A 16,009-nucleotide genomic window follows, 5' to 3' on the forward strand; every position below is an offset into this window, starting at 1 on the left:
ATCCGGCCTAGCGTCACGGCATGCGCCGTCTCGCCGCCCTCCTGCGTCCCGTACGACGTGCCGTGCTCGCCCGGCGCCGGGTCCTGGCAGCCCTCCTGGCTGCCCTCGCCGTCGCGTCCGGCGTGCACGCCGCGACCGCGGCTCCCCCGGCGACCGTGCCGGTCCTCGTCGCGGCGCGCGACCTCCCGTCGGGCGCGGTGCTGACGGTGGACGACCTGCGCACGGTCGGGTTCGCTCCGGGGTCCCTGCCCTCGGGCGCGGTCGCCGACCCGGTCGGCCGGACGCTGGCGGCCCCGTTGCGGGCGGGCGAGCCGCTGACCGACGTACGCCTGGTCGGACCGGCGCTGACCGACGGCTACCCGGGGCTGGTCGCGGTCCCGGTCCGGCTGCCCGACGCGGGGGTCGCGGCGCTGCTGGCGGTCGGCGACGAGGTCGACCTGGTCTCCGCCGACCCGGAGGGCGGCGCCGCCGTCGTCGTGGCCGCGGACGTGCCGGTGCTGGCGCTGCCCCGCGAGGACCCCGCGAGCAGCGGCCTGTCCGCCACCGGGCTCGGCGGCCGGTTGGTCGTGGTCGGCGCGCTGCCGACCGAGGCCGCCCGGATCGCGGACGCCTCGGTCCGCACGTTCCTCACCGTGACGTTCGGCGACTAGCGTGCCGGTATGACGGGATTCAAGAACTTCATCCTCCGCGGCAACCTGGTCGAGCTGGCGGTCGCGCTGATCATGGCGCTCGCGTTCACGGCGGTCGTGACCGCCACGGTCGACCTCATCATGGGCCTGATCGGGAAGGTCGGCGGTCAGCCGGACTTCTCGGCCTGGACTCCGGGCGGGCTGCTCGTCGGCGCGTGGATCACGGCGGTGATCAGCTTCGTCATTATCGCGGCCGTCGTCTACTTCCTCATCGTGAAGCCGTACACCGTGGCCAAGGAGCGCTACTTCCCCAGCCCCGAGCCGGGGACCCCGGAGGACGTCCAGCTGCTCGAGGAGATCCGCGACCTGCTCGCCGCGCAGCAGGGCAGGACCCCGCCGACGGTCTGAGCGACACGCTCAGGAACCGTGGTGCGGGGGCACCTGCTCCTGCAGCCACTTCTCCTGGGCGGAGCGGTCGGCGGCCGGGGCGGTCTCGGGGTCGCGCTCGTCCCGGGTCGTCTCGGGCAGGGCGTCGCCGAACACCTCGGCGAGCCGCTTCCGCCGCTCCCAGTCGGTCTCGGGTCGCTCGCTCACGTGCACAGCCCGGCGTCCTCCAGGGCCTGCTTGTCGGCCTCGGAGGAGCTGCCCTTGCCGCCGTTGCCCGACGACGAGGAGGAGCCCGACCCCGGCAGGTTGCCGGCGCTGATCACGTCGTCGCTGAGCTGCTTGGTCAGCGGCTCGTCGTTGGCGATCTTCTCCCACACCTGCTTGGCCTGCGGCTGCTTCCACACCAGGCGGTTCGGGTCGGCGGGGTCGGGGATGTTCGGGATGGTGATGAACTGGATGTTGTCCAGCCCGATGTCCTTGAACTGGATGCCGAGCTGGGCGATCTTCACGACGTTCTCGAGGCCGTTGTCGACGGTGAGCGACTTGGTCGCGGAGTCGAGGAAGCGGACCAGGTGGTCGGGCCGGGCGAGGGTGCCGGCAGTGACGACCTGGTGGGCCATCGAGGCGATGAAGGCCTGCTGGCGCTTCATCCGGCCGATGTCGGAGCCGTTGCCGACGACGTACCGCTCGCGGACGTAGTTGAGGGCTTCCTTGCCCTTGATCTTGCGGGTGCCGGCCTCGATGTTGATGCCGTGGGCCGGGTCGACGATCGGCTCGGGGATGCACACCTCGACGCCACCGATCGCGTCGACCATCCCCTGGAAGCCCTCGAAGTTGACGACCACGAAGTGGTCGAGCCGGATGCCGGTGAGCTGCTCGAACTGCTGGATCGTGCACGCCGGACCGCCGACGCTGAACGCCTCGTTCCACATCACACCGTCCCCGCCGGGGATCGTGGAGCCGTCCTTGGCTTTGCAGTCGGGCCGGTTGACGATCAGGTCGCGCGGGACGCTGATGCCGTAGGCGCGCTTCCGGTCCGCCGAGAGGTGGAACAGGATCGTGGTGTCGGAGCGCTGGCCGCCGCCGGTGAGGTTGTCGATGTTGCAGCCGGCGCAGTCGCGGCTGTCCGAGCCCATCACCAGCACGTTCAGCGGCTCCTGGGGGCCGGCCACGTCCACCTTGTCCGGGCGGTTCTCGAGCTGGCTGGTCACGTCGAGCACGTTGAGGTTGCCGTTGAGGTGGCGGTAGAGCCAGATCGTGCCGAGGCCGCTGACCATCGCGATCACCAGGACGCTGGCGAGCAGCACCTTGCCGACGGTGTGCCGCTTGCGGACCTTGCCCCGCCGCTTGGGCGCGCTCGAGTCGCGCTCGTCGCGCTCAGGCGCAGCGTCGGACATCGACGAACCTCGGGATCGGGGGTCAGGGGCGCGGCCGAGGGTACGGCTCGAACCTTAAGTGTCCCTGTGACCAGCGCGGATAAACAAAACGCCGGTATGGAGGGGGCCGGTGCGCGCGGACCCCGTCCGCCCCTCGTGACACACTGTGCGCCGACGTCCCACGGGCGTCCCCGCCCCAGTAGCTCAGTGGATAGAGCAGCCGCCTCCTAAGCGAAAGGTCGCCAGTTCGACTCTGGCCTGGGGCACCCACGACCCCGCTCGAGGAGCGGGCGACGCTCCCCACCTCGGTGGCTGCACGAATGCCGATTGCGGTCGATCGCCGACCACAGAGCGATCGCGAAGTTACGATCGCCTGCATGCGACGTGTCTCTCTCGGGAAGTCAACCGCGGCCGGACTGGCGACACTGGCGGTCCTGGCCGTCCCGGCGGCCGCCGCCGCCGCGACCATCACCGGCGACAACGGCGCCAACAACCTGCACGGCACGGCCCAGGCCGACACCATCGACGCGCGGGGCGGCAACGACCGTGTCGCCGCCCGCGGCGGGGACGACAAGGTGATCGGCGGAGGCGGGGACGACCAGGTGGTCGGCGGTAGCGGGAGCGACGACCTGAACCTCGGTCCCGGGAACGACCAAGGGTCGGGCGGCGAGGGTGACGACAGCGTCATCGGCGGCGGCGGCAACGACGTGGTGGACATGGGCGCCGGCGCCAACGACGCGAACCTCGGCCCCGGCAACGACCAGGCGACCGGGGGCGAAGGCAACGACGAGGTCCTCGGCGGAGGCGGGAACGACGTGGTCGACGCGGGCGCGGGCACCAACTTCCTGATGTTGGGCCCGGGTGACGACACGGGTACCGGCGGCCCGGGCACCGACGAGGTGATGGGGGCGGCCGGCGACGACGAGCTGACCGGCGGCGAGGGCGACGACCACGTCTCCGGCTCGGACGGCACCGACCAGGTGTACGGCGACGCCGGCGACGACGAGCTCGACGGCGGCGACGGCGACGACGTCCTCGACGCCGGGCCGGGCGACGACCAGGTCACCGGCGACCCCGGGGACGACACGATCTACCCGGGCGACGGGGCCGACCGCGTCTACGCGGAGGAGGGCGACAACCACGTGATCGCCTACGACGACGGCGTGAAGGACAAGATCTACTGCTCGCTCGACGACGGCCAGCAGGCTCCGGGCCTGCTCACCTACATCAACCAGGTCGACCCGCTCGACTTCGTCCGCGACTGCGTCGTCGAGGTCGTCCAGCAGCCCCGCTGGGCCGCCTTCCGGGCCGTCCGGTAGCTAGACACCGCGGGCTCGGAGATTGGCCTCCTCGGCCGGGCCCCCCTAGTGTCGAGCCCGATTGTCGTCACCTGGAGGGACCTCCCTGATGCGCCTGTTCGGCATCGTCACCACGCTTTTCCTCGTCCTCGTCGGCGGCCTCACGGTCGCCGCGGGCCCGGCCGTGGCCGGTCACCCGCCGCTGATGCTCGGACCCGGCGACGCCGGCGTCTCCGGCATCGGGCACGAGGCGATCATCCGGAAGTCGAAGTACGGCTACGTGTACATCTCGGGCAAGCACTCCAGCCACCTGCGGATCAAGTACGTCGAGCGCCTCGACGCGCTGCGCTACCGCGACACCCGCACGTCCAAGGTCCGGCTCCCCGAGCACAGCTGCCGGCGTGAGCAGGTCAAGACCGGGATCTCGGCGGTGTGCACCATCCCCAAGGCCTTCCACCACAAGCAGATGTTCGTGCAGGTCTGGCCGCGCCTCGGCAACGACTACACCGACGGCAGCACCCTGCCGCACCGCTTCCGCCTCTGGGTGCTCACCGACGCCGGCAACGACGTCGTGCTCGGCGGCGCCGGCGCCGACTTCGTGAACGGCGCCAAGGGCAACGACCGGATGTGGGGCGGCCCCGGCAACGACTGGCTGCGCGGTGGCCCCGGCTACGACGCCATCCACGCGGGCAAGGGCCACGACCGGGTCGCCCAGGGCTGAGCCCCTCACGTACGCCGGCCCGCGGGCCGCGTCGCTCCGGCCTAGCCGGTCCGGCGCGGCTCGGGCACGGCGACCAGGCTGCCGCGCAGTCGGCCGATCTCGGCGTCGGTGACGGCAGCGGCCGGGACCAGCGGGTCGAGGCCCGCCTCGGCGAGCACGTCCTCGACGGCGCTGCGCGGGATGCCGACCACGTCCACCAGCGCGTCGGCCACCGGTCCCCGGCGGACCTCGAAGAGGTCCCGCAGGCGGTGGACGTCGGGCACGGTGGTCATTCCTCTCCGTGACCGAGGCCGAACGACGACAAACTCACCCGAAGGGGTCGTTCGGGGTCCCCGTCTACCCCGACGTCGGGTGCGGGTGTCCGAGGTAGGGGAACACCTCGAGGGTGTCCTGGTGGGGCGCCAGACCCGGTGGCGGGACGTCACCCTTGGACAGGAACTGCAGCCGGTGGTCGATGACGTCGTCGGTGAAGACCCGGCCGTTCGGGTAGCGAGCCGGCCTCGTGGGGTCGAAGGTCAGCACGTCGGGGAGCAGGCCCTCGGCCTCGATGGCGGCGACCGCCTCCTCGCGGGTGTAGCCGCCGGTGTGCCCCATCAGGTGGACGAAGAGGTCGGTCCACCGCTCGCGGTCGTGCACCGGCTCGCTCGCGTTGTACTCCTCCTTGGTCTCGTCGGTGTTGAAGAAGCTGCTCACCGAGGGGTGCCCGGCCCGGTCGACGTGGACCAGGCGCCCGTCGCGTCGCACGCTGCACCGTCCCCAGACGTGCAGCTCGCGGCCACCGCCGAGCAGTGCTTCCGTGGGGGCCTCGACCGCCATCGAGAACACGTTGGCCTCCGCGTTGGAGTCGATGCCGGTCCACGGCGCCTCGCCGCCGAACCGGGGAGCGGTGAAGTTCCGGTTGCCCCGGATGTCGAAGAGGTTCTTGATCCCGTCGAAGTCGAAGAAGAACGCGTCGCTGCGGGCGCCCGCGGAGAACGTCCAGCCGTCGGCGCTGACGATCTCGGGCTCCGGGCCGAACGAGGCCCGGGCTCCGGCGACGACCTTCGTGCCGACGGGCTCGGCGGAGCGCGCCTCGGCCCCCGTGGCGACGTGGACGTCGTAGGACTGGGCGCCGTCGACCGGCGGCGCGAACACGAAGCTGATCGCGACGTCGTCGAGGAGGTCGCCGTCGTTGTCGATCCCCAGGCGGTAGACGGCGTCCGGGTGGAGCGCGTCCGCCTGGGGGTTCGCGTTCAGGATGAGCACGGTCCGGGTCGGGTCGCCGGGCGCCTGGAAGGCGTACAGGTCGCACAGGTCCAGGCGCTGGTCGCCCAGTGGTGGTCCGAGACTCAGCCCGGTGAAGTGGTTCGACATCGCGGCACTCCCTCCGTCCCGACGACGGTAGCGGCTCCGCGGCCCGGTCGACGAGCCCTCTAGTCGACGACCTCGAACCGGATCCCGGCGGCCTGCAGCCGGGCGATCAGGTTGTCCCCCATCGCCTGGGCGGTGGTGACCTGGCCGGCCGACGGCGGGTTGTCGTCGAGCGCCAGGCTCAGCGCGGACTCGGCCAGCATCTTCGCGGTCTCGTCGTAGCCGGGGTCACCGCCGCTGACCCGGGTGTGCACGGTGCGGCCGTCGCCCTCCCCGATGAAGTCCACGTGGAACCACGACTTCGACCGGCGCCGCTCGTCGGGCCCCTCGCCCTGCGGCACCTTGCGGAGCAGGAAGCTGCGCAGCGGCGGCACCTGGGCGGCGCCGAAGACCAGACCGGCCCCGACGACCCCGCCCACGGCGTACCGGAGCGTCTTGGTGCCGGCGTAGTGGGAGTAGCCGAAGTCCGGCCCGTACGACGCCAGCGCGGCGCCGCTGCGCGCGACGACGAACGGGTCGATCGTGGGCAGCGGCACCAGCCAGTAGCCGAGGACGTCGTCGCGGTGCGGCTTGCCGCCGATGGCCCGGGACCGCCGGCCCTCCGGGCGTGGCTCGACCCGGCGCCGCTCCTGCATCGCGGCCCGCATCTGCCGGGCCCGCGAGAACTGGCCGAGGGCGGAGTGGAAGGTGCCGCCCGAGAACGTGCCGCCGGAGCGCACGACGCCACGGACCCGCACCGGACCGGAGGCGGCCAGCTGCTGCACGGTGTAGAGCGCACCGAGGTCGTGCGGGATGGAGTCGAACCCGCACGCGTGCACGATCCGGGCGCCGGTGCGCTCGGCGGTGGCGTGGTGCGCGAGGTACATCCGGTCGACGAACTCCGGCTCGCCGGTGAGGTCGACGTAGTCGGTGCCGGCCTCGGCGCAGGCCGCGACGAGCGGCTCCCCGTGCTCGAGGTAGGGCCCGACCGTGGTGATCACGACGCGGGTCGACGCGGCGACGTCGGCCAGCGAGGCGGCGTCGGTGGCGTCGGCGTGCAGCAGCGGCAGGTCGGCCGCCGCCGGGTCGATCGCGGCCAGCCGGCTGCGCACGGCCTCGAGCTTCTCGGCGTTGCGTCCGGCCAGCGCCCACCGCAGCCCCGCGGGCCCGTGACGCAGGAGGTACTCGGCGGTCAGGCCGCCGGTGAACCCGGTCGCGCCGAAGAGGACGATGTCGTGGTCGCGCTGGCCGCTGGGCCGGCCGCTGGGCTGGTGGCTGGGCATGAGCCCATGCTGGCAGGTCGCTCCACGACGTACGCTCGGGGGCATGTGCCGGAACATCCGCCCGCTCAACAACTTCGAGCCGCCGGCCACCAGCGACGAGGTCGCGGCGGCCGCCCTCCAGTACGTCCGCAAGGTGAGCGGCACGACGAAGCCCAGCCAGGCCAACCAGGAGGCGTTCGACCGCGCGGTGCGCGAGGTCGCGCACATCACCCAGCACCTTCTCGAGGACCTGGTCACCACGGCCCCGCCGAAGAACCGCGACGTCGAGGCCGCCAAGGCCCGCGCCCGGGCCGAGCTGCGGTACGCCCGTTGACCGAGCCGCTCGGCCTGCTGGCCGGTCGGCCGCTGGTCGTGCTCACCGGGGCCGGCCTGTCGACCGACTCCGGGATCCCCGACTACCGCGGGCCGGGCTCGCCGGCCCGGACGCCGATGACCTACCAGGAGTTCGTGTCCGGACCGGCCGCCCAGCAGCGCTACTGGGCGCGCAGCCACCTCGGCTGGGGCCGGATGCGGCACGCCGAGCCGAACCCGGGCCACCTCGCGCTCGCCGAGCTCGACCCCGAGCTGCTCATCACCCAGAACGTCGACGGCCTGCACGAGCGCGCCGGCTCCGCACGGGTCGTCGCCCTGCACGGCCGGATCGCCGACGTCGTCTGCCTCGCCTGCCGGGCCACCTCCTCGCGCGCCGCGCTCCAGGCCCGGCTGAGCGCCGCCAACCCCGGCTTCGCCGAGCGGTACGCCGACGTGGCGGTGCGCCCCGACGGCGACGTCGACCTCGACGAGACCGCCGGGTTCGTCGTGCCCGGCTGCGAGGACTGCGGCGGGGTGCTGAAGCCGGACGTCGTGTTCTTCGGCGAGAACGTCCCCGCGCCTCGGGTCGAGCGTTGCTACGCCGCCGTCGACGCCCTCGCCGGCGACGGTGGCGCGCTGCTGGTCGCGGGGTCGAGCCTGACCGTGATGTCGGGGTTCCGGTTCGTGCGCCGGGCGGCGCGCGAGGGGGTCCCGGTCGTCATCGTCAACCGGGGTCCGACGCGGGGCGACGAGCTGGCGACGTACAAGCTCGAGACCGGCTGCTCCGAGTTCCTCGGCGCGCTCGTGGCGGCGCGGCGGGGCGCTAGAGCCTCTTGACGAAGATGTGGTCGGCCGCCTCGGGGAAGATCTCGGCGGTCTCCCCGGCGGAGCCGACCAGGACGCCCGCCTGCGTGGTGACGACCGTGATCGTCTTGTCGGGCAGGGCGCCGACCCGGCGCAGGGCGCTCATCAGGGCCTCGTCCTTCTGCATCTCCTCGGAGATCCGGCGCACCAGGACCCGGCCCTCGTCGGCGCCGGCGGCGCTCGAGAGCGGCTCGACCCCCTCCATGAACTGCTCGCCGACCTCGACCTCGCCGAGCTCGTCGAGCCCCGGGATCGGGTTGCCGTAGGGCGACTCGGTCGGGTGGTCGAGCAGCTGGAGCAGCCGGCGCTCGACGGTCTCCGACATCACGTGCTCCCAGCGGCAGGCCTCGTCGTGCACGAGCTCCCAGTCCAGGCCGATGACGTCGGTGAGCAGCCGCTCGGCCAGCCGGTGCTTGCGCATCACCCGGGTGGCCAGGCGCAGGCCGTCGTCGGTCAGCTCGAGGTGCCGGTCGCCCTGGACGGTGAGCAGCCCGTCGCGCTCCATCCGGGCGACGGTCTGGGACACCGTCGGCCCGCTCTGGTGCAGCCGCTCCGCGATCCGCGCGCGCAGCGGCACGATGCCCTCCTCGACCAGCTCGTAGATGGTCCGGAGGTACATCTCGGTCGTGTCGATCAGGTCGCTCACGTCGGCCATTCTGTCCCATCGACCTCCGGGGTGGCAGGCTGGCAGAGATGGCTCGGACAACGACGCAGCAGACGACGCCCGGCACGCCCTCCGTCCTGTGGTTCCGGCGCGACCTGCGGCTGGGCGACAACCCCGCCCTGCTCGAGGCGGCGGCCGACGGGCCGGTCCTGCCCCTCTTCGTGCTCGACCCCGCGCTGTGGGGGCCCGCGGGCCCGGCCCGGCGCGCCTACCTCGGCGCCTCGCTCCGCGCGCTGGACGGCTCGCTGCGCGAGCACGGCGGGCGGCTCTCGGTGGTGCGCGGCGACCCGGTACGCCGGGTGGTGCTGGCCGCGCGGGAGGTCGGTGCCGAGCGGGTCCACGTCGCGGCCGACTACGCGCCGTACGGCCACCGGCGCGACCAGGCGGTCGAGGAGGCGCTCGCCGAGCACGGGATCGAGCTGGTGCGCACCGGGTCGCCGTACGCCGTCGCCCCGGGCCGGGTGACCAACGGCAGCGGTGCCCCCTACAAGGTCTACTCGCCGTTCCAGCGCGCGTGGGCCGAGCACGGCTGGCGGGGGCCGGCCGACGACCCGCGTGACGTCGACTGGCTGCACCTGGACCGGGACACCACCGACGTCCCGGACCCGAGGCTGCCGGCCGATCTCGAGCTGCCCGAGGCGGGCGAGGCGGTCGCCCGGCGCCGGTGGGCGGAGTTCCTGGACCGGGTGGGCGACTACGACGGCGAGCGCGACCGCCCCGACCTCGACACCACCTCGCGGATGTCGGTGCACCTCAAGTGGGGCGAGATCCACCCGCGCACCCTGCTCGCGGACCTGGCCCGGCTGCGCAGCGACGGCGCCGCGACCTACCGCAAGGAGCTGGCCTGGCGCGAGTTCTTCGCCGACGTGCTCTTCGCGCGACCGGAGACGGCGCGGGAGTACCTCCGGCCCGAGTACGCGAGGATGCGCTACGACGAGCCCGACGACCGGCTCGAGGCCTGGCGGGAGGGCCGCACCGGGTTCCCGGTCGTCGACGCCGGGATGCGCCAGCTGCGTGGTGAGGGCTGGATGCACAACCGGGTCCGGATGGTCGTGGCCAGCTTCCTGGTCAAGGACCTGCACCTGGAGTGGCAGCACGGTGCCCGGCACTTCATGCACTGGCTGGCGGACGCCGACCTCGCCTCCAACCAGCAGAACTGGCAGTGGGCGGCCGGCAGCGGCGTCGACGCCGCGCCGTACTTCCGGGTCTTCAACCCGACCAGCCAGGGGCGCAAGTTCGACCCGCGCGGGACCTACGTGCGCCGCTGGGTGCCCGAGCTGGCCGACGTCGCCGACCCGCACGACCCCAGCCCCGAGGACCGGGAGGCGGCCGGCTACCCGGCACCGATGGTCGACCACGCCGCCGAGCGTCGCGAGGCGCTGGACCGCTGGGAGCAGATCCGCTGACTTTGGTAGGGCCCGGTCCCTACCCCGGTCCGTTCCGCGGGCGCGGACCGGTCCCTAGCGTCGAGGGGTGCGCACCGCCTGGTGGCCCGCCCTCGGGCTCTTCGTCCTGGCGCCGGTCTGCGCGGAGTACCTCTGGGGGTACGACGACAGCACCGGCCACCCCGCCACGCTCGTCGGCAACCTGGTCGTGTTCTCCCCGCTGTACGGCGCGCCGGCGCTGCTCGTCCGCGAGGCGGCCCGCCGCCTCGGGCTGGGGTGGCCCGGGATCGTGCTGATGGCGGCGGCGTTCGGCGTGGTCGAGGCCGGGTTCGTGGACCAGTCGATGTGGAGCACCGACTACCGCGACATCCCCTACTGGCAGGACATGTCGGTGCCCACCTTCGTGGCGCCGATCGGGTTGAGCATCTACCTCGCGGTGCTGTTCGTGGGCAACCACGTCATGCTCAGCATCTGCTCCCCCGTGGCCGTCGTGGAGACCCTGGCCCCGCGCCGCCGGACCGAGCCGTGGCTCGGTCCGGTCACGGTGGTGGTCGTCGCCCTGCTCTATCTCGCGGCCAGCGCCCTGGTGATGTGGGACGCCTATGACACCGGCGAGGCCACCGCCACCTGGGGCCAGCTGCTCGGCTCGGCGGTCGCGGCGCTCGCCCTGGTGGTGGCGGCGGTGGTCGTCGGGCGGCGACCGGCGCTCATCGTGCCGGGGGCGGTCCCCCGACCGCTCGTCGTCACCGTGGCGTCGTACCTCGCCGTGGTGGCCTGGGGGACGATCCCGCCGAGCCGGCTCGGCACCACGCTCGTCGTCCTGCTGGCCGCGGGTGCCGTGGTCACCGTCTGGAGGCTGTCGCACCGGGGCGACTGGGGCCAGGCGCACGTGCTGGCCCTGGCCACCGGCGCCCTCCTCGCGGGAGCGACCTCCGGCTTCCTCGCCACGCCCATCGGCGAGGTGAGCACGGCCGAGAAGTACGGGCACAACGTGGTCCTGCTCCTGCTGGTCGCCGCGCTCGGTGCCTGGGGTGCGCACCGCGCCGCGCCGGGGTGGACCTGAGCCGGTCCGCGTGCCAGCGTGAGGCCTTCACACCCGAGGAGACGTCGCCGATGACCGAGCTGTTCGTGCCGCACCGGTTCTGCGGCCCGCCCTCCAGCGGCAACGGCGGCTGGACGGCCGGAGCGCTGGCCGCGCTCCTGGCGCTGGCCTCCGACCACGCCGAGCCCTGGCCCGCGGTCACGGTCTCGCTGCTGCGTCCTCCGCCGCTCGACGTCGCGATGCCGGTGGTGCCGTCCGACGACTCGCTGCAGGCGATGGACGGCGAGGAGGCGGTCGCGACGGCCCACGTCAACGCCGAGGAGGTGGCGGTCGTCGAGCCCGTCCCGGCGGAGGAGGCCCGGGCGGCGGAGGCGTCGTACGCCGGGCACCTGTTCCACCCGTTCCCGACCTGCTTCGCCTGCGGCACCGGCCGCGAGCCCGGCGACGGGCTGCGGATCTTCCCGGGCCGGGTGACCGACCAGGACGGCGCGGCCCGGACCGCGGCGACCTGGACCCCCGACCCGAGCGTCGCCGAGGGCTACCGCGACACCGAGGGCACCCAGCGCGCGACTGTCCCCGTCACCTGGGCCGCCCTCGACTGCGTCGGCGGGTGGGCGGGCGACCTCGACGAGCGGCTGATGGTGCTCGCCCGGATGACCGCCCAGATCGACGCCCTCCCGGCGGTCGGCGAGGAGCACGTCGTGGTCGGGCTGGCCCGCGGCAGCGAGGGCCGCAAGACCCGGACGGCGTCGGCGATCTACGACCCCGACGGCCGCGTCGTCGCCCGCGCCGAGCACCTGTGGGTCGCCGTGAACCCGGCCGACTTCGCCTGACCCGCGCTCGACCTTAGGATGTCCCCCATGGTTTTGAACGATCCAATCCACGTCCACGGCCAGGAGTGGTGGCGCCACGCGGTGACCTACCAGATCTACCCGCGCAGCTTCGCCGACGGCAACGGCGACGGGGTCGGGGACGTGCCCGGCATCACCTCGCGGCTGCCCTACCTGCGCGACCTCGGCGTCGACGCGGTCTGGATCTCGCCCTCCTACACCTCCCCGCAGAAGGACCACGGCTACGACGTCGCCGACTACTTCGACATCGACCCGCTGTTCGGCACCCTGGGCGACGCGGACGAGCTGCTGGAGCGCGCGCACGAGCTCGGGCTCAAGGTGATCGTCGACCTCGTCCCCAACCACACCTCGAGCGACCACGCCTGGTTCCAGGCGGCGCTCGCCGCCGGTCCCGGCAGCCCGGAGCGCGCCCGCTACCTCTTCCGCGACAGCGAGGACGGCCCGCCCAACAACTGGATGTCGGTCTTCGGCGGCCCTGCGTGGACGCAGGTCGAGGACGGCCAGTGGTACCTCCACCTCTTCGACTCCAGCCAGCCCGACCTCGACTGGCGCAACCCGGAGGTCGGCGACATGTTCGTCGACGTGCTCCGGTTCTGGCTCGACCGCGGTGCCGACGGCTTCCGGGTCGACGTCGCCCACGGCCTGCTCAAGGAGGAGTCCCTGCGGGACCAGGTCGTCGAGCACGGGAAGACCGCCAGCAGCGACGCGCGTGACCTCGCCGACGTCCCGCTGGTCGAGCGCACCGAGCGTGACGAGCCGATGTGGGACCAGCCCGAGGTCCACGACGTCTACCGCCGCTGGCACGAGGTGCTGAGCAAGTACGACGGCGACCGGATGCTGGTCGCGGAGGCCTGGACGCAGTCCCCGGAGTCGATGGCCCGCTACATCCGCGAGGACGAGATGAGCCAGGCGTTCAACTTCGCGTGGCTGCTCGCGCCGTGGTCGGCCTCGGAGTTCACCGAGGTGATCACCGGGACGCTCGCGGCCACCGAGGCCGTCCACGGGTCGCCCACCTGGGTGCTCTCCAACCACGACGTCGACCGGCACGTGTCCCGCTACGGCGGTGGCGCGACCGGGCTGGCGCGGGCCAAGGCGGCCACCCTGGTGATGCTGGCCCTGCCCGGCTCGGCGTACCTCTACCAGGGCGAGGAGCTCGGCCTGGAGCAGGTCGACGTCGCGCCCGAGTTCCGCCAGGACCCGTTCTGGCTGCGCACCGGTGAGCCCGGCCGCGACGGCTGCCGGGTGCCGATCCCGTGGAGCGGGGACGAGCCGCCGTTCGGCTTCGGACCCACCGCCGGTCAGCCGTGGATCCCGCAGCCGACCGAGTGGGCCGCGCTCACCGTGGCGGCCCAGGAGGGCGACCCCGGGTCGACGCTGAGCTTCTACCGCGCGGCCCTGGCGGCCCGGCGCACCTTCGCGACCACCTCGGGCGACGAGATCGAGATGCTCGACCTCGGTGCCGACGTCGTGGCGTTCCGGCGCGACGCGGTCACCGTGGTGCTGAACTGCGGCGCCGAGCCGGTCGACCTGCCCGCGGGCGAGGTGCTGATGGCGAGCGGCGCGGTGGGGGCGACCCTGCCCGCCGACACCGCGGTCTGGCTGCAGTAGCCGCTCAGGCGCGCTCGTCGAGCGCAGCGTTGTAGCGGCCCAGGAGCTCGACGACCGCCGTCAGGTCCTCCTCGGACCAGTCCCGCAGGCGGTCGTCGAGCCAGCGCCGCCGCTCGCCGGCCACCGCGGCCATCCGGGCCGACGCCTGCTCGCTGACCGACACCAGCGTCGCCCGACCGTCCGCGGGGTCCGGCGCCCGGTCGACCAGGCCGAGGTCGACCAGGTGCTGCACCTGCCGGCTGATCGCGCCCTTGTCGATGCTGAACGCGTCGGCCATCGCCGACGCGCGCTGCGGGCCGTGCTGGTCCAGCCAGGTCAGCATCAGGTACGACGAGGACTGCAGCTCGGGGTGCACGGCGTGCGCACGCTCGGCGATCACCCGGCGGATGCGCCGGATCATCACGCCGACCTCCTGCTCGAGACCGCCCAGCAGCTCGTCGCGGGGGATGCGCGTCCGCGTGCTCATCTCAGCGCTCGCTCGTCACGATCGCGTGGTGCAGCTCGGCGGCGACCTCCGGCGAGGCCTCGGCCTCGGCCTCGAGGTTCGTCGTCCGCAGCGGGACCTCGTGGATGAGCATCACGCAGACCAGGGCCACCAGGGCGAAGGGCACCGCGACCAGGAAGATGTGGCCGAAGGACTCACCGAACGCCGCCTCCCAGACCGCCCGCTCCCAGCCGGGCAGCGCCGGCACGTCCGGCACGGCGTGGCTGTCGGCCGAGAACGTCGGCGGACGGCCCGCGGCGACGTACCCGGTGGTGACCCGCTGGGCGACCTGGTGGCTGAGCAGGGCGCCCAGGACGGACACGCCGATCGAGCCGCCGAGGGTGCGGAAGAACGCGACCACGGAGCTGGCGGAACCCATGTCGGACATGGTGACGTTGTTCTGCACCGAGAGCACGAGGTTCTGCATGGTTGCTCCGAGGCCGACGCCCAGGATCGCCATGAACGCGCCGATGACGGCCAGGTTCGTGGTCTCGTCGATCGTGCCGAGCAGCGTCAGGCCGACCACGACGAGCACCATGCCGCCGACGAGGAAGCGCTTCCACCGGCCGGTGTCGCTGATGATCCGACCGGTCAGGAGGCTGGAGAGGAACAGACCGCCGACCATCGCGATCGACATCAGCCCGGCCTCGGTCGGGGTCATGCCGCGCGCGGTCTGGAAGTACTGGCTGAGGTAGACCGTCGAGCCGAACATGGCCACGCCGATCATCACCGAGGCGATGGTCGCGAGGGTCATGGTGCGGTCCTTGAACAGGCGCAGCGGGATGACCGGCTCGGTCGCGACCCGGGCCTCGACGTAGACGGCCGCGGCGAGCAGGACGGTCCCGAGGACGACCAGGCCGGCGGTGGTGGTGGAGGCCCAGGCGAACTGGTTGCCGGCCAGGCTGACCCAGATGAGCAGGGTGGAGACGCCAGCGACCAGCAGGGTGGCGCCGAGGTAGTCGATGTGCACCGGGCGCTTGACCACCGGCAGGTGCAGGGTCTTCTGGAGCAGCACGAACGCGACGAGCGCGAACGGCAGGCCGATGAAGAAGCAGCCGCGCCAGCCGAGCGCGGAGTCGACGACGACGCCACCGATCAGCGGTCCGCTCACCGTGGCGAGCGCGAAGGTCGCCCCGAGGTAGCCGGAGTAGCGCCCGCGCTCACGCGGGGCGATCATCGTCGCGATCACGACCTGGACCAGCGCCGTGAGGCCGCCGACCCCGATGCCCTGCACGACGCGGGCCCCGATCAGGACCTCCATCGAGGGCGCGAAGGCCGCGATCAGCGAGCCGCCGATGTAGACGACCAGCGCGAGCTGCACCAGCAGCTTCTTGCTGAACAGGTCCGAAAGCTTGCCCCAGATCGGGGTCGTCACGGTCATCGCGAGCATGGTCGCGACGACGACCCAGGTGTAGCCGGTCTGGCTGCCGTGGAGATCGCTGACGATGCGCGGGAGGGCGTTGGTGACGACGGTGCTCGACAGCATCGCGACGAACATCGCCAGCAGCAGCCCGCTGAGGGCCTCCATGATCTGGCGGTGCGTCATCGGTGCGGCCTCCTCGGTGGGAGGGGCCGGGGGCGCCTGGGTCACGAGAGCTCGATTCACGACGGGTACAAGGTTGACGACGACAACTTTATTCCGAACTGGTTGCCGAGGGCAACCGATGCGACGTACCTCACCCGGACATGGGACGACCCGCAGGCGTGGACTCCGGACGGAGCCCGCTCCGGGGGACGTGGTCCCGGATCGCCTGCGGGTCGGGTGACTGCCTGGGATTCACCAGCAGCCGTCCCGGA

Annotated in this window: 18 protein-coding genes and 1 tRNA gene; 11 read left to right on the top strand and 8 right to left on the bottom strand. The window is 72.8% G+C overall.

All coding sequences use genetic code 11. The features are described from left to right. Positions 1-20 precede the first annotated feature (20 nt). The gene (locus ACILRH_RS20655; RefSeq protein WP_395695955.1) at positions 21-650 is read left to right on the top strand and encodes an SAF domain-containing protein; all 630 of its coding nucleotides are present in this window, start codon (positions 21-23) and stop codon (positions 648-650) included. Between the two features lie 9 nt (positions 651-659). Beyond that, on the top strand, positions 660-1,037 hold the full coding sequence (locus ACILRH_RS20660; RefSeq protein ID WP_395695956.1) for an MscL family protein: 378 nt from the start codon (positions 660-662) through the stop codon (positions 1,035-1,037). A gap of 9 nt (positions 1,038-1,046) precedes the next feature. On the opposite strand, the gene ACILRH_RS20665 is transcribed toward ACILRH_RS20660, so the two are convergent. Both ACILRH_RS20665 and ACILRH_RS20670 read right to left on the bottom strand, forming a co-directional pair. Further along, a complete protein-coding gene (locus tag ACILRH_RS20665) occupies positions 1,047-1,223 on the bottom strand; it encodes a hypothetical protein (protein WP_395695957.1) in 177 nt (58 codons plus the stop codon). After that, complete coding sequence (locus ACILRH_RS20670) at positions 1,220-2,413, bottom strand: LCP family protein (protein WP_395695958.1); 1,194 nt, start codon at positions 2,411-2,413, stop codon at positions 1,220-1,222. Before ACILRH_RS20670 ends, ACILRH_RS20665 begins: the two co-directional genes overlap by 4 nt. Positions 2,414-2,585: 172 nt before the next feature. Here ACILRH_RS20670 and ACILRH_RS20675 point away from each other — a divergent pair. The 3 genes from ACILRH_RS20675 to ACILRH_RS20685 all read left to right on the top strand — a co-directional run bounded on the left by ACILRH_RS20675 (position 2,586) and on the right by ACILRH_RS20685 (position 4,411). After that, positions 2,586-2,658, top strand: a tRNA-Arg gene (locus ACILRH_RS20675). 111 nt (positions 2,659-2,769) lie between these two features. Further along, positions 2,770-3,711 (top strand): calcium-binding protein, encoded by a 942-nt coding sequence (locus ACILRH_RS20680; RefSeq protein ID WP_395695959.1) that lies wholly within the window; start codon positions 2,770-2,772, stop codon positions 3,709-3,711. An 88-nt stretch (positions 3,712-3,799) separates the two neighbouring features. Continuing rightward, positions 3,800-4,411 (top strand): calcium-binding protein, encoded by a 612-nt coding sequence (locus tag ACILRH_RS20685; protein ID WP_395695960.1) that lies wholly within the window; start codon positions 3,800-3,802, stop codon positions 4,409-4,411. A 41-nt stretch (positions 4,412-4,452) separates the two neighbouring features. On the opposite strand, the gene ACILRH_RS20690 is transcribed toward ACILRH_RS20685, so the two are convergent. The 3 genes from ACILRH_RS20690 to ACILRH_RS20700 form a co-directional block, all read right to left on the bottom strand. Then, the gene (locus ACILRH_RS20690; protein ID WP_395695961.1) at positions 4,453-4,674 is read right to left on the bottom strand and encodes a hypothetical protein; all 222 of its coding nucleotides are present in this window, start codon (positions 4,672-4,674) and stop codon (positions 4,453-4,455) included. A 73-nt stretch (positions 4,675-4,747) separates the two neighbouring features. Then, complete coding sequence (locus ACILRH_RS20695) at positions 4,748-5,764, bottom strand: DUF4331 family protein (protein ID WP_395695962.1); 1,017 nt, start codon at positions 5,762-5,764, stop codon at positions 4,748-4,750. Positions 5,765-5,823: 59 nt separating this feature from the next. Next, a complete protein-coding gene (locus ACILRH_RS20700; RefSeq protein ID WP_395695963.1) occupies positions 5,824-7,023 on the bottom strand; it encodes a saccharopine dehydrogenase family protein in 1,200 nt (399 codons plus the stop codon). 43 nt (positions 7,024-7,066) lie between these two features. On the opposite strand from ACILRH_RS20700, the gene ACILRH_RS20705 reads away from it, so the two are divergent. Further along, entirely contained in the window at positions 7,067-7,336 is a 270-nt protein-coding gene (locus ACILRH_RS20705; RefSeq protein ID WP_395695964.1) for a DUF2277 domain-containing protein, read from the top strand. After that, complete coding sequence (locus ACILRH_RS20710) at positions 7,333-8,151, top strand: NAD-dependent protein deacetylase (RefSeq protein ID WP_395695965.1); 819 nt, start codon at positions 7,333-7,335, stop codon at positions 8,149-8,151. Before ACILRH_RS20705 ends, ACILRH_RS20710 begins: the two co-directional genes overlap by 4 nt. Here the strand turns inward: ACILRH_RS20710 and ACILRH_RS20715 are convergent. Then, complete coding sequence (locus tag ACILRH_RS20715; RefSeq protein ID WP_395695966.1) at positions 8,138-8,824, bottom strand: metal-dependent transcriptional regulator; 687 nt, start codon at positions 8,822-8,824, stop codon at positions 8,138-8,140. The two genes, ACILRH_RS20710 and ACILRH_RS20715, sit on opposite strands and share 14 nt — an antisense overlap. A 47-nt stretch (positions 8,825-8,871) precedes the next feature. On the opposite strand from ACILRH_RS20715, the gene ACILRH_RS20720 reads away from it, so the two are divergent. The 4 genes from ACILRH_RS20720 (at position 8,872) to ACILRH_RS20735 (ending at position 13,728) form a co-directional block, all read left to right on the top strand. Further along, complete coding sequence (locus ACILRH_RS20720) at positions 8,872-10,248, top strand: cryptochrome/photolyase family protein (protein WP_395695967.1); 1,377 nt, start codon at positions 8,872-8,874, stop codon at positions 10,246-10,248. 67 nt (positions 10,249-10,315) lie between these two features. After that, a complete protein-coding gene (locus ACILRH_RS20725; protein WP_395695968.1) occupies positions 10,316-11,290 on the top strand; it encodes a hypothetical protein in 975 nt (324 codons plus the stop codon). Between the two features lie 50 nt (positions 11,291-11,340). After that, positions 11,341-12,102, top strand: a complete 762-nt coding sequence (locus ACILRH_RS20730; RefSeq protein WP_395695969.1) for a hypothetical protein — start codon at positions 11,341-11,343, stop codon at positions 12,100-12,102. 27 nt (positions 12,103-12,129) lie between these two features. Then, positions 12,130-13,728, top strand: coding sequence for a glycoside hydrolase family 13 protein (locus tag ACILRH_RS20735; RefSeq protein ID WP_395695970.1), 1,599 nt, complete (start codon positions 12,130-12,132; stop codon positions 13,726-13,728). A 4-nt stretch (positions 13,729-13,732) separates the two neighbouring features. Here ACILRH_RS20735 and ACILRH_RS20740 read toward each other — a convergent pair whose 3' ends face one another. Then, the gene (locus ACILRH_RS20740) at positions 13,733-14,194 is read right to left on the bottom strand and encodes a MarR family winged helix-turn-helix transcriptional regulator (protein WP_395695971.1); all 462 of its coding nucleotides are present in this window, start codon (positions 14,192-14,194) and stop codon (positions 13,733-13,735) included. A 1-nt stretch (position 14,195) separates the two neighbouring features. Next, a complete protein-coding gene (locus tag ACILRH_RS20745; protein ID WP_395695972.1) occupies positions 14,196-15,758 on the bottom strand; it encodes an MDR family MFS transporter in 1,563 nt (520 codons plus the stop codon). Between the last annotated feature and the right edge of the window lie 251 nt (positions 15,759-16,009).

The organism is Nocardioides sp., assembly GCF_044226765.1.
In the GTDB taxonomy this organism is placed as follows: Bacteria; Actinomycetota; Actinomycetes; order Propionibacteriales; family Nocardioidaceae; genus Nocardioides.